This window comes from Streptomyces sp. NPDC127038, assembly GCF_042725875.1.
In the GTDB taxonomy this organism is placed as follows: Bacteria; Actinomycetota; Actinomycetes; order Streptomycetales; family Streptomycetaceae; genus Streptomyces.
Window position 1 is genome coordinate 24,633 of the sequence record NZ_JBHXDQ010000010.1, and the last position, 12,675, is coordinate 37,307.

11 protein-coding genes are annotated in these 12,675 nt (G+C 70.3%); 9 read left to right on the forward strand and 2 right to left on the reverse strand.

The genetic code is table 11. The features are described 5' to 3' along the window. Positions 1-167 precede the first annotated feature (167 nt). The 5 genes from ACFWI4_RS10325 to ACFWI4_RS10345 all read left to right on the forward strand — a co-directional run bounded on the left by ACFWI4_RS10325 (position 168) and on the right by ACFWI4_RS10345 (position 4,619). Positions 168-803 carry a hypothetical protein gene (locus ACFWI4_RS10325; protein ID WP_387193279.1) on the forward strand — a complete coding sequence of 212 codons (636 nt, stop codon included), beginning with the start codon at positions 168-170 and terminating at the stop codon, positions 801-803. A 288-nt stretch (positions 804-1,091) separates the two neighbouring features. Further along, positions 1,092-2,498 carry a DNA cytosine methyltransferase gene (locus ACFWI4_RS10330; protein ID WP_387193282.1) on the forward strand — a complete coding sequence of 469 codons (1,407 nt, stop codon included), beginning with the start codon at positions 1,092-1,094 and terminating at the stop codon, positions 2,496-2,498. Between the two features lie 8 nt (positions 2,499-2,506). Next, complete coding sequence (locus tag ACFWI4_RS10335) at positions 2,507-3,394, forward strand: hypothetical protein (RefSeq protein ID WP_387193286.1); 888 nt, start codon at positions 2,507-2,509, stop codon at positions 3,392-3,394. 88 nt (positions 3,395-3,482) lie between these two features. After that, positions 3,483-3,821, forward strand: a complete 339-nt coding sequence (locus ACFWI4_RS10340; RefSeq protein WP_387193289.1) for a hypothetical protein — start codon at positions 3,483-3,485, stop codon at positions 3,819-3,821. Between the two features lie 117 nt (positions 3,822-3,938). Beyond that, the gene (locus tag ACFWI4_RS10345) at positions 3,939-4,619 is read left to right on the forward strand and encodes a helix-turn-helix transcriptional regulator (protein ID WP_387193292.1); all 681 of its coding nucleotides are present in this window, start codon (positions 3,939-3,941) and stop codon (positions 4,617-4,619) included. Positions 4,620-4,962: 343 nt separating this feature from the next. On the opposite strand, the gene ACFWI4_RS10350 is transcribed toward ACFWI4_RS10345, so the two are convergent. Together ACFWI4_RS10350 and ACFWI4_RS10355 are read right to left on the reverse strand one after the other, a co-directional pair. Next, positions 4,963-6,441, reverse strand: a complete 1,479-nt coding sequence (locus ACFWI4_RS10350; protein ID WP_387193295.1) for a hypothetical protein — start codon at positions 6,439-6,441, stop codon at positions 4,963-4,965. Between the two features lie 22 nt (positions 6,442-6,463). After that, positions 6,464-7,498, reverse strand: a complete 1,035-nt coding sequence (locus ACFWI4_RS10355) for a hypothetical protein (RefSeq protein WP_387193298.1) — start codon at positions 7,496-7,498, stop codon at positions 6,464-6,466. 725 nt (positions 7,499-8,223) lie between these two features. Between ACFWI4_RS10355 and ACFWI4_RS10360 the strand changes: the two genes are divergently transcribed. From ACFWI4_RS10360 to ACFWI4_RS10375, 4 genes are read left to right on the forward strand one after another with little or no spacing between them, the layout of a single operon-like run. Beyond that, positions 8,224-9,078, forward strand: a complete 855-nt coding sequence (locus ACFWI4_RS10360) for a conjugal transfer protein (RefSeq protein ID WP_387193301.1) — start codon at positions 8,224-8,226, stop codon at positions 9,076-9,078. Further along, positions 9,075-9,407 (forward strand): hypothetical protein, encoded by a 333-nt coding sequence (locus ACFWI4_RS10365; RefSeq protein WP_387193304.1) that lies wholly within the window; start codon positions 9,075-9,077, stop codon positions 9,405-9,407. The genes ACFWI4_RS10360 and ACFWI4_RS10365 overlap by 4 nt, the downstream gene beginning before the upstream one ends. Before the next feature lie 23 nt (positions 9,408-9,430). Further along, positions 9,431-9,964: a hypothetical protein gene (locus ACFWI4_RS10370; protein ID WP_387193307.1), complete on the forward strand. Its 534-nt coding sequence runs from the start codon at positions 9,431-9,433 to the stop codon at positions 9,962-9,964. Continuing rightward, positions 9,961-12,654, forward strand: coding sequence for an ATP-binding protein (locus ACFWI4_RS10375; protein WP_387193310.1), 2,694 nt, complete (start codon positions 9,961-9,963; stop codon positions 12,652-12,654). The genes ACFWI4_RS10370 and ACFWI4_RS10375 overlap by 4 nt, the downstream gene beginning before the upstream one ends. The last annotated feature ends 21 nt before the right edge of the window (positions 12,655-12,675 follow it).

The following is a 12,675-nucleotide window of genomic DNA, read 5'->3' on the forward strand; positions in this document are numbered from 1 at the left end:
GAGTGCCGCCCTGGCTCCTCCACCTCGCTGCACTGTTCGCGGACGACCGCGGCGCGCAGGACCGGGGGAAGCCGCCCACCGCCGTCGCGGCCACCAGGGTCGCAGCGAGCCCGCGCCGAGTGGCAACCCTGGCGCCCCCTTCAAGGACGATTCGAACCGGAGGACCCGTGACCGCCCCTGCGACATCCGCGGAACAACGTGCCCAGGTCGCCGCTCTGCTGGGCGACGCCCGGCCCGCCCGCGACAGCCTGATCGCTCAGCTGGCCGAGGCCGTGCGCGACCGTGTGAACCACGACCACCCCGCCCAAGCCGAGGACCTGTACTGCTTCAACCTCACGTCCTTCATAGGCGAACGCATGGGACCCGTTCTGCGCCGGCTGCTGAACGCCGAAGCCGAGGCCGAGGCCCTCGCCGCCGAGCTCGCCGCCCTGCGGCACGCGGCCACCAGCACCGCCGGTGCCGCCGTTCGCAGCGTCCACCAGCGCGGACACGACATCCATCTCCCCCTGGGGCTAATGGAGTTCCTCACCGGCGAAGCCGAGACCGCCGCGCTGGCCGCACCGGGCGCCCTGGCCCGGGACGGATTCGAAGTGGTCATCTCCAGCTCCGGCAGCAGCCACGCCGTGGCGCAAGAGGTCCGCTGCACGGAGTGCGGCGGGATCACCACTCAGGCGGGATTCGACGGCCAGGGATGGACCCTTGCGCGCCTCGACCTGCTGGCCGACCGGCACCGGTGCCTTCCCAGGGTCACCGACGCCGACACCGTTCCGGACCCCGTCCACGACAGGCCCGACACCCTCTGATCCGTCCCTGGGCCACCTCTCAACCGCAGTCCGGCGTCTCCCTCAGCCCTTCCGTCGAGCTGCCCGGCGCAGCTCGACGCCTGCCGCCCGATTCCGGGGGCCGGTCGCCCGATCGGCCCCCGCCCCTCGCGCCCCGTCAGCCCTCCTCACCACCGGCCGAGGCCGGCTGCGCAGACCTCACCTCAACAGGCAGCGCAGGAACCTCCCCGCGGCGCGGCCGTCCAGGTCACGGCTGCGCCACTCCGTCCTGTGGCACTCCACGTTCCCTCTGAAGATGAGGTGTTCTTCGTGTTCGTCACCATGACCGATCTGTTCTGCGGCGCCGGCGGCTCGACCTGCGGCGCTCTGAAGATCCCCGGCGTCCGCGTCGTCATGGCCGCCAACCACTCCCGGCACGCCATCAACACCCACCAGCACAACCACCCGACCACCGACCACGACTGCGCCGACATCTCGCAGGTGGTGCCCACCCGGTACCCGCGCACCGACATCCTGTGGGGCTCCCCCGAGTGCACCCACCACACCCGGGCCCGCGGCAAGAAGCGCGGCCACGGCGAGTTCAGCGGCGGGCTGTTCTCCACTGACGGCACCGACGAGGCCGCCATCCGCTCCCGGGCCACCATGCACGACATAGCCCGCTTCGCCGAACACCACCGCTACCGGGCGATCATCGTCGAGAACGTGCCCGATGCCCGATGGTGGGGGCCCGAGGAGGCGCCCGGGTTCGCCTTCGACAACTGGGTGCGCAGCGTGGCCCTGTGGGGACCGTACGAGCACCGGATCGTCTACCTCGACTCGGCGCACGCCCAGGCGGCTGGGCCCGGCTCGCGCTCGCGGCGGCCGCGGATGTACGTGGTCTTCTGGCGCAAGGGCGAGCGGGCGCCGGACTTCGACAAGTGGCTGCGCCCGTACGGTGTGTGCCCGCGGCACGGCCGGGTCCAGCTCATGCAGTCGTTCAAGCGGACCCGGGTCTGCAGCCCGGAGCGTCCATGGGGTGTCTACGGGATCAAGAACGGCCAGTACGTGTACCGCTGCCCGGCCCGCGAGTGCCGCACCGAGGCTGTCGAACCGCGGGTGCGGGGCGCCGCCGAAGCGATCGACTTCACCCTGCCCGCGCTGACGCTCGGCGAGCGCAGTCGGCCGCTCGCCCCCAACACCATGCGGAAGATCCGCGACGGCTGGGCCACCTACCGGCAGCTGGACGGTGACGGTTCGCTGATCGAGCCGTACATGATCGAGCTGCACGGGGGCGGATCGAATCACCGGCCGGCCACCCAGCCGATGTCCACGCTCACCGCGGGCGGCCTCAACCACGGAGTCGTCTACGCCGACCCCGCGAGGCACGCGCTGCTGCCCTACTACGGCAACAGCTCCGCGCAGCCGGTCACGGCTCCGATGCCCACCCTCACCACCCGGGACCGGCACGGGCTGATCGGATACGCGGCCCGCCTCGAGGAGTGCCGCTACCGGATGATCCGGCCCCGCGAGGCCGCACGCGCCATGGAGTTCCCCGACGAATTCGTCTTCGTCGGCGACCGGGACCAGACGATCGAGATGATCGGCAACGCCGTCACAACCAACGCCGGCCGCGACCTGGTCGGGATGGTCGTCGAAGCCCTGACCGGCCAGGAGATCGCACTGCCCGAGCACAGCGGTCCCATCGCTGTGCTTCCCGCGGCCGGGGCGGCAGCGTGATCCGGCCCGTGCAGGATCAGCTGCCGTTCGCGGACCTGCCGGAGGTCCCGGTCGTGTCTCCGTGGTGCCAGCGGTGGCGTGAGCGACGGCATTCCTGGAGGCGCGTCCGGGACGGCGGGTTCGACGCCCGCCGCTACCGCGTGGACGGCGTCTCCGAAGCCGCGGCCAAAGCCTTCGTGCTCGCCCACCACTACTCCCGTTCGTACCCGGCCGCGAAGGTGCAGTTCGGCCTGTACGACGTCTCTCGGCGCGTGGATCAGCTCGCGGGTGTCGCCGTGTTCGGGATACCGGTGAGCAGAGCCGTGCTCACCACCCCGTTCCCCGACCTGATCCCCTTCACTCAGTCCGTCGAGTGCGCCCGATTCGTGCTCCTCGACGAGTGCCCGGGCAACGCGGAGAGCTGGTTCCTCGCGCGCTGCCACGCCGCACTCCTCGAGGACGGGGTGCGGGGTGTCGTCTCCTTCGCCGACCCCGTCCCCAGGCGTACCGCTTCCGGCGTCCTGGTGATGCCCGGGCACGTCGGAACGATTTACGCCGCCACGAACGCCATCTACGCGGGCCGGGCAACCGCCAGGACAGTGAAGCTCTTGCCGGACGGCACGGTCTTCAACTCCCGCACCGCACAGAAGATCCGCCGACAGGAGCAGGGCCACCGGTACGCCCAAGAGCAGCTCATCGCGCTCGGAGCCCCACGGCCGCGGCCCGGCACCGACCCCGCCTGCTGGCTGAGCGAGGCCCTGGCCGCAGTCGGCGCCCGCAACATCCGTCACCGCGGCGCCCACCGCTGGCTCTTCCGCCTCGGTCGCTCCCCTCGCGAACGCGAGGAGATCCGGCTCGGCCTGCCGGCACGACAACCCCGCCCCAGACAGCCCGACCTCGAGTACCTCGCTTCCTGAACGCCTCCGATTGCAGCCCCTGAGAGGGCTCCCCACGCCCTCTCCCACCACCCCTCCGGCAGACCGCCTGAAAGGCATACTGAGTGCTATGGCCACCATCACCGAGCGCCTCCTGCAGATCGCCGCCGAGTCCGCAACGTCCGCGGACGCACGGCTGCGGCGGCTGCTCTACGAGGGCAACGCTCTGTATCACCAAGGGCTTCAGGAGATGCGCTGCGAGATCGTTGACCGCTCCTATGAGGTGTCCACCAGCCAGCTGTGTCTGGACATCCAGGAGGCCGGCTTTCCCGGTGCCGAGAACCGGGAAGAGGCGTTGAGCCTGCTGGCGCTGGCCGCATGGCAGCACACGCCAGGTGCCATGGCCTTCGACGAACTGGCCGCACATGCAGCGCGCCGGGGTGTCTGCCTCCTCGCCGAGAGGTACTGACGCTCCCGACCGGTCAGGCTGGCCTCTGGACACCATTCCCAAATTGCTGCCATTATGAGCTTTGGGCCGAAGAGGCCGGCCCGTCCACTTCTCTCGCTCAGAACGGATGCGACCACCATGGCCGGCAAGCCGAAGAAGCAAGACCCCGTCGACTCCAAGGAGCTCGCCGCGGAACTCGGTCTCAGCGCCGCCCGCATCAACTCGCTCTACGCCGAGCGAGAGAAGAACGACTTTCCGGCGCACGTCGGACAGCGTGGCCGTGCGCGGCTGTGGGATCTGGCAGAAGTCCGCGCTTGGCACGAAACCCGGAAGCCCTCCCGTCTGGAGGAGCTTTCGCTTGATGGCGGGGACCCGGACGAGCTCCTGAACGCTGCGCAGGTCGCGAGAGTACTGGGCTACAAGCATCGCAGCCAGATCACGACATACCTGGCCGAACACCCGGGCTACTTCCCGGAGCCCGACGAGGTCGAGGAACTCGGCACCTACAAGCGGCTGAAGTGGCGCCGCCGGACCGTCGCCGCCTGGCGTGACAGCCGGCCGGGCAAGGGCAAGCGGACAGGATCGACGCGCCAGGCGCCCCCGCTGCCCGATGTGCCGGCCGACGGCGATCCTGAGGAGTTGCTGACAGGAACGCAGGCCGCGGCTCTCCTCGGCTTCAAGAGCCTCAACTCCTTCGTCAGTTCCCTCTCCCAGGGCAACCTGCCGCTCCTGGAGGAGACCGACGGGCTTTCCGACCGCGGCAGGCGCGCATGGACGCGCCGGCGCATCCTCGAGCAGAGCGCGCAGCGTGGCCGATAGGGCAGCTCTGTACGCTGTCTCCACGATCGCAGTTCTTCGGGTTATGGGGTTCCCTTCGTACCCCGGCTTGGGCCCGGAGACTGCACGATGGCCGGTATGACGCGGCTCGCCACCACGTCCCGCGCCGGGCTTCAACCCGGCGCGAGCCGACCATCGCTCACGGAGCCCCGCCCAACCGGGCGGGGCTCCACCTGTTGAGCATGCGACACCTCCAGGGGCCGCAGCGGCCCTTCGCAGTGCTGCGTCGGCTCCCATCTTGGCGCCACAGTGGCTGGTTGCTTCCGTGCCACCGCAGCGCCCGCCGCCGCCCACTTGAGCGGACCACGCCGGGGGGCCGGCGGTATCAGCCCCGCCAAGGCAAAGGTCGGGTCCGGCTTCCCGAATCAACCGCGAGAGCCGTTGAGGGCCGTCGGAGGTCTTCACCTGGCCACAGAGGCCTCTCAGCCTTGACGGCACGCAGGATCCTGCCGACTGCAGCGAGGACCTCAGCGCGGTCCCTCTGGCCGTAGGCAACGAAGTCTCCGGCTTCGGTGTCGAAGATCCGCACCTCCTGGCCGGCGGCAGGCCCGATACATACGAGGGCTCGGTCGAGCTCCGGCAGTCTCAGGCACAGCCCGTGGCAGAGCTCTCGTTGCATCAGCACTACCAGATCCCTGGTGACGCGCTCGAAGTCACCGACCTCTGGCCATTTCGTCCCGCCCCCCAGTTCGTGCGTGATTGTGGACAGCGGGACGATGGCGCCGCGTTCGCGGCCGCGGGTCAGCAGGTCGTGGATCCGAGCACCATCGGGCTGCCGGACTTGTGGGTGGAGCAGGGTCTCAGCGGTGACGACAGTGGTGTTGACCTCCTGGATGCCTTGATCCGGGAAGTAGGGCTCGTGCGCAAAGAGCAGGTAGACGTCCGTCGTGCGCTCTTGAGGTCTGGTGCGCGGCATACCGAGAGCCCTCTTTCGGAGAGTCGTGGCGTGGGGGTCGTGCCGAGTGGGGTAGGTCGCCGTCCGGTGTCCGGGCGAGTTGGGGCCCAGCGGGCTTTGCCCGGGGCCGCGGCCTTGTCCCGCGGCAGGCGTACGGCTCAGGCGGGTGCGGATCGAGGTCACCTGGTCGACGAGTTGGACCATCAGGCGCTCGCGGGCGATGAGCGCCGCGGAGACGGCGTGGGTGTCCGGGTCCTGCAGGAGGCCGGCGGCGTCCCACAGCATGTCCTGCCCGACCTGCGCCGACCGCAGCAACTGGTAGCAGTCGCTGCCGTCGGCGGCCTGGTCGAGGACGGTCTGCATGCTGGTGAGGCGGTGCAGGTAGCGGACGGATGCCTCGCCGTCGACAGTGCGCACGTACCCGCCGGCTCGAGCGTCCATCTGCGCGGCAAGGTGTTCGGCCACGATCGGCGTGAGCACCAAGGTCGGCAGCGCCACTTCCCAGGGAAGACCGTAGCGCGCGGCAAAGAGGGCGGCGGGCAGACAGGCGAGTGTGGTGATGGCGACGGCGGCTCGCACCCGGAATCCCGGCGCAATCGAGATGCGGTGGACGGGGTGGCGGGTCAACCAGCGCAGGGCCAGGCAATGCCATCGGGTCGCTTTGGGGATGAGGATCCCGATGCGCAGCGGCTGGTCTGGAACGCTGCCGTTGGCGGAGACGGGCCAGGCGAGCCAGCCCCAGCGAGTGGACTCGTGCACCAGGGCGGGACGGATACCGGGCGAGTTGTTGCCGCCGCGGCGGCTCGCGCGGGGAGCTCGTGAGCCTTCGGCCTCCCACCGGCCCGGGTCCTGCGGGAAGGTGCGGCGGTGTACCGAGAGTGCTGAAGCAGTGCTGGCTGTGTCGGTCACTGTGTCGTCCTTCCTTCGCGGGTCAGGTGGTGGTGCACGTCTCGCAGCGCCCATCGCCGTCGGGGTGGGCGCGCCTGCGGGTGGGGCCAGGGCAGGTGCGGCATGTGGGCCAGTCGAGGCAGGCGGGGCAGAGGTCGTGGCCGTCGGCTCGACCAGGCCGGCCGCAGCCGGCGCACTCGGTCATTGCTCTATAGGTGAGGGCTTGGCTGACCGTTCGCGGCCGGTGGGATGCCTGCTCCGTGTCCGGCTGTCCGGGCGTCGGCGGGGACGTTGGCCAGTCCGGTGGTGACGGGAGGGCTGAGGCGGATCGGAGGCGGGCGCTCACGATGGCGCCGACCGATGTGTGGATGTCGTCGGGCAGTGGCCGGCCGGCGACGATCTGCTCGATGTGGGAGGGGCTCCAGCCCGCGTCGAGCATCTGGGTCACCATCGCTCCCTGGTCGGCGAGGGCCGGCCCGGTGAGGAGGTAGGCAGGGTGCCGTGCTCCGATCGACAGCAGTACGGCGACGCCCGGTGGGAGCTGATCGAGGGGTGCTTGTTCGTCCCGGTGCGCGGGGCTGGGTGCTTCCTCGCGCGTGCTCGCGCGCGCGTTAGGGACGGAGGGACGGACGGAACTGGTGGTCTGCTCGATGGTCTTCTTACTCCTGGTCTTCTTAGAGGCACTGCCGCCCAGTGGTGGATGGTCCTGTGGTGGATTTCCCGATCCTGGTGCTGACCTGTGGGTCTTCTGCCGGCCTGGCGGAGTCGGGGGTGGCGTCTGGCCGGCGAGGTCGTAGAGGTGGGCGGGCATGTCGGTGATCGCGTAGACAGCCTCGCCAAGGGTGCCGTCGTCCCGGCGTGTTCTCTCCCTGGTGAGGTAGCCGAATCGCTCCAGCTCCTTCAGCCCGGTGGACACCGCGGTGGTCCCCTCTGTGCCGCTGCGCGCGAGCATCGCCACCGTGACACGCCAGCCGTCGCGGTGGGTGGAGATGAGGCCGAACAGGCCTTTGGCCTTGAAGGAGATCCGCGGGTCGCGAAAGAGCGCGTTGGCGATCTGGGTGAATCGGTCCCCCGCCATCGCACCGCGCCTGATTCCGGCGCCGAACCCTTTCATCAGGCACCCCTGGAGGAACGGTCCGGGACTCGGGCAGTCGTCGGCCGGCTTGCGGAGGTGACTTGCCGTTCTGCGGCGTCCAGTGGGGCTACTGAGTGGGCGAAGTCCATGTCCCGACTTCAGCGTCCAGGTCCCACCGATCTGGCATCTGGTAGGCCCACCTGCGCATCACGATCCGGCGACAACCGCAGGGGAAGTAGGAGGGCCCTCCCGTGACGACGCGGCTCCGTGGTTGCGCATTGTCCGCTCGTCCGTCAGTCGCAGAGTTGCGCAACGAACATTCGAGGCCGTTGCGCACCGGTCCTGTTGCATCGGGTGCGCGGAAGGCCGACTGCATCTTCGGCACTTGCGCAGTAGTCCGTTCCCGGTGTGCCCGCTTGGGTTGCGCAGTCGCCTGCGTGCGGCGTCCATCGCGGCCGGCTCTCCCCCACGGGGCTCTGGGCGACCACGTCTGCGTGAGGACTGGTGGGGGCTGTGGTGGGGCCCCACCACAGCCCCCACCAGTGTTTGTGGCGCGTTCGTGATCGTGGTGGGGGCTTGACGGTCGGCAGATCGGTGTGGGGTGGCCGCTTGTCTCAGGTCGGCAGCACATCGGTTCTGACCTGGGAGTGTTCAAGATGCCATCAACGAGCCAGCCACGCGGCGGGCCGGGCCCGTCGTCGTCCGCGGCAGGCATGTCGCTGCGTCGCATGCACCGAACCGTCCGCGTCGGCCGGACGGCAGTGTGGGCGGCTGTCGCCAGTGGTCCGGTCGCCCTCGCCATCGCCCTGATGCCCGCGCCCGATGTGCTGCCGGCTTCCAAGCCCGTCCCGCAGGCGACTGCGCAAGCCGTGCAAGACCCGTCCGGCTACGCGGAACTGTTCGTGTCGTCGTGGCTGCGCAGCAATGCGCAGCAGGAGGAATCTGCGCAGTCCCGGCGTGCGCGTGCGCTGGCTCCGGACGTTGCGCTCCTCGAGCCGGCCGCCACTGCGCAACTGCGCCTGGAGGGGGTGCGGGCGGTGCGCAGTGTGGAGCACGGCCGCATGTGGGTGGTGACGGTGGCTGCGCAGTACACGAACGCAGATGTGCGCTACCTGGCGGTGGAGGTCAGCTCCGGTGCTGGAGGTGGGGCATTCACGGTTTCTGGTTCCCCGGCCGTGGTGGCCGGTCCGGCAGCCGGAGTGGCTTCGCAGTCCCGCTTCCGCATCGGTGTTCCGTCCGGTCCGTTGGCGTCGACCGCGGCTGAGTTCCTGCGGGCGTACCTGACGGGGGCCGGGGCGGTCGAGCGCTATCTCGCGCCGGGGACATCTCTGAGAGGTCTTGGGACGGGTGCCTTCACCTCCGTCGAGGTGCAGGAGGTCATGGCTGCGGACGAGGCAGCTGCGGCCGCGAAGGTGCCCTCTGACCGGACCCGGGTCCGCATTGAGGTGTCGGTAGTCGCGCGTGCCGAGGACGGCGGAAGGTGGCCGCTCGCCTACGCGATGACGTTGGCGGCGCGCGACGGCCGATGGGAGATCGCGTCCCTGGACTCGGGTGCCGGCTCCACGGCGGGGGGTGCCCGATGAAGACAGGACACTCGCTGCTGATGGCCGGGGCCCTGAGGGACTTGGGGAACTCCTGGATCGACATGCTGCAGAACTGGGTGACGCGAGGCCTTCCGGTGGTGCTGCTGACGATCGTGGTCGTGTACGCGCTGCAGCGGTTCTCGCTGAAAGCAGCGATCGGGGCGCTGCTGCTGATGGTGATCGCGCTGGGCATCTACATGGCCCGCAACACGTTGGCGGGGATGGTCCAGGACGAGGTCGACAATCCGAAGTCGGCGCCGCCCGTGGTGGTGCAGCCCTGGTCTGGTGGCGGCTCGGTTGCGCCGTCGGTTTCCGGGGGCGCGCTGTGAGGGCTGTCGCGGAGACGGAGCGGGTGAGCCGGTTCTACACGACGGCTCGTCGCCATCCCTGGGTGTTGGGCAAGGTCGGCGACTTCAAGCTGCTGCTCGGTCCGTACACGCCCGCGCAGATCGTCGTCGGGGCTGCGGGCGCGGTGCTGCTGGGAGCAACAACGTCCTGGTGGATGTGGATGGGACCGCTGCCGCTCATCGCGTGGGTGGCAGCGATCTGGCTGGTGCGCAGTCCCCGGATTGCCGGGCGGGCGCCGTTCCCGGCTGCCGTGGGTTGGCTGTCTCTTGCGGCGCAGCCCGCGTCGGGGCGGCTGAACGGCCGGGCGGCCCGGGACGCCCGCCCCACTCCCCTGCACGGCGGGTTCGGCATCGAGGTTCTCGAGCCTCCCGTACCCGGTGCTGCCCCCACGGTCTCCCGCGTGAGCGGGGAGCGCCGCCTGCGTGCGTCGCGGCAGGCGTCGCGTCCGGTGCCGGTGGCAGTGGGGCGCCGGCCGGCGCGCACGGCTGTGGAGCGGCTGTTGGTCCAGGCGGCCCGTCATGAGGGGGGATCACTGTGAGGGTGCCGATCCGGCACATCGCCGGTCATCTGGTGTGGACGTCGCACGGGACGGTGTGGGCGCTCTACCGGCTGCATCCCGGCCCGGGCGGGGAGGGCCGGCACACCGAGTCGGTGCAGGGTGCCTACCTTCCGGCACAGGTACGAGAGGAACTCATAGCGCAGGCCGCGCACTTGGTGCGGTCCTTGTCGCTGGCCGGCTCACCGCGCCTGTACGGGTTGTGCGCGCAGGTCGATGCTGGCGAGGTCGCCCTGAAGATGCTGGAGGGCGCGAACCCGTCCGCGGCTCCGGCGTCGTCGGGTCTGCACCCCTGGGCGGAAGTAGCGGATGCTGCTCTCGATCTGCTGGGCGACCAGGAGATGCATACCCGGACGTTGTGGCTGGCGGTCCCGTTGGCTGCCGAGCGGGGCAGCATGCAGGTGTCCGCCGCCGCCGGCGCGTTGTGGGCCGAGTTGTCCGCGTCGCTAGGCGTGAAGCCTTCCACGGTGACCCGCCGTGACGTGTCCGCCTACCAGCAACTGGCGGCGCAGGTCGAACAGCAGCTGACGGGGTCGGTGGCGTTCAGGCCTGCGACGCCTGCGGAAGTCGTATGGATGGTGCAGCACGCGCTGTGCCGGGGGCTCGATGAGCCGCTGCTGTCTCAGGCCACGGCCAGCGGCCTGTACGGCGGGCAGGTGCGGGGCGAGTTCCTGCAGTCCCCCAGCTACGCGGATCTCGGTCAGGTGCGGTTGCTGGAGGGCGGCACTGACGGGCAGCCGCCGGGCCTCGAGGAGGATCGGGTCGACGAGGACGTGGTCAAGGGCGGTCGTCGTTCGCGCGATGCGCGGGTGAGGGGCCCGTGGTGGCGGCGCGGTGACAGCTCGCCGCTGGTGCGGCGCTGGCTGCAGGTGGAGACCGAGCAGGGGGTTGGCTACCAGGCGCATCTGGCGCTGGCGGAGTGCCCTCCGGCGGTGAGTATGGAGTCCGCCGATCTGTTCGCGCAGTTGGAGTCGCTGGAGTTCCCGGTGGACTTCTGTGTCGACCTGACGATCGTTCCTGCGGACAAGGCGCGGCGTCAGGTGCAGCGCAAGAAGACCGAGCTGGTCGACCAGTCGGACCAGTACGAGGCGCGGCCCACCGGTATGCCGGCGTCGTTGCTCAGCGCCGCCCGTGACCTGGGTGATCTGGATGCGCGTCTGGCCCGCACCAGTGTCGAGGTGGAGGTCCAGTCCGTGACGACGCTGACGGTGTGGGGGCCCGATCCTGCGGTGTGTGACGGCCGGGCGAGGGCGCTGGCCTCGGTACTGGCGATGGCCGACTACCGTGCGGTTCGCCCCGCGGGGATGCAGGAGGCCTTGTTCACGCTCGGTCTGCCGGCCGCGCCGCGGCCGCCTGTCGTGCGTGAGTTTGTCCAGCACCAGGTGTCGGAGGACTGGGCGATGCTGGCGCCGCTGACCCTGAGCGTGTGCGGTGACCCGGACGGAATGCTGCTGGGCGTCGACCTGGACTGCGGCACGACCCGGCCGGTCCTGTTGAACATCGCTGACGCGCCGAAGGCCGATGCCTCGGCGTCGCTCGCCGTCGTGGCTGACCCGGGCGCCGGCAAGAGCGTGATGCAGAAGCTGGTGACGCAGGCCGTCGTCGACCGCGGTGGTCGGGCGATCTGTATCGACCGGACACCCCTGCGGGAGTGGGCGACCTTCGCCCGCAGCGCGGCGCCGGGCCGCTGCCAGGTCATCGACGCGGCGGCTGCGGGCCTGTCCATCGATCCGCTGCGGATGTTCCCCGGGCGGGCGCAGGGCACGCACTACGCGCTCAGCTACCTCACGCTGCAGCTGGGCATCGGGCCGATGACCGTGGCCGGCGGAATGCTGCACCGGGCGGTGGAGCTGGCCGCGGTAAGCCCCCGCCCGTCCATGCAGCAGGTCATCCGCGAGCTGGAGGCGATGGCGGCCACGGCAGAGGGCCCGCGCGGGGATGCCGCGGCCACACTCGTGGATCTGCTGCGGATCGTCGCGTCGACTCCGCTGGCCGCGATGGTCTTCGATCCGGACCTTGCGCCGGTACGGCTGGGCAACGACGCCCGGGCCGATCTGATCGTCATCACGACCGCGGGCCTCACCCTGCCGCCGCGGGAGGCGCTGGCCAATCCGGAAGTGTTGAAGCAGCAGCCGTTGGAGGCCCTGATCGGCCGGGCGGTCCTCTATCTGATCGCAGCGATCTCCCGGCAGACGGCCTTTGAGGATGTGTCCCGGTTCTGCGCCATCGCCATGGATGAGCTGTGGTGGCTCTCCAGCTCCTCGGAGGGCGAAGCTCTGATCAGCGAGGTGCTGCACGACGGTCGCAAGCACTTCGCCGGTCTCATCGCCGGAGCCCAGGACGCCCTCGAACTGGGCAAGGACCGGGGCCTGTTCGCCTACCGCGTGTGCGGGCGCACCAGTGACCGCGAGCGGGCCCGGCGGGCGCTGGAGTTCGTGGGGCAGCCCGCCAGCGAGGAGATGCTGCGTCTGGTGACAACGGGGCTCTCCCCCGTCGGGCACCGGGGCCGGGAGGGCGAGATGCTGCTGACCGCGCCCCGGATGAACACCTCCCGCGTGAAGGTCCTCATTCCCGGCGTGCAGCGGCTGGCCGCCGGGGTGACGACGACTCCCGGGGAGCGGCCGCAAGACACGTCCTTGGTGGCCGGCCGGGATACGGCGGGTGCCTTGTGAGGCGGCGTCGCGGGTTGTGGG

Bases quoted from the DNA above. Each gene is read 5' to 3' on its own strand.
- ACFWI4_RS10360 (WP_387193301.1), top strand. From the start codon at position 8,224: ATGCACCGAACCGTCCGCGTCGGCCGGACGGCAGTGTGGGCGGCTGTC.
- ACFWI4_RS10355 (WP_387193298.1), bottom strand. From the start codon at position 7,498: ATGGCGGGGGACCGATTCACCCAGATCGCCAACGCGCTCTTTCGCGAC.
- ACFWI4_RS10345 (WP_387193292.1), top strand. From the start codon at position 3,939: ATGGCCGGCAAGCCGAAGAAGCAAGACCCCGTCGACTCCAAGGAGCTC.
- ACFWI4_RS10340 (WP_387193289.1), top strand. From the start codon at position 3,483: ATGGCCACCATCACCGAGCGCCTCCTGCAGATCGCCGCCGAGTCCGCA.
- ACFWI4_RS10365 (WP_387193304.1), top strand. From the start codon at position 9,075: ATGAAGACAGGACACTCGCTGCTGATGGCCGGGGCCCTGAGGGACTTG.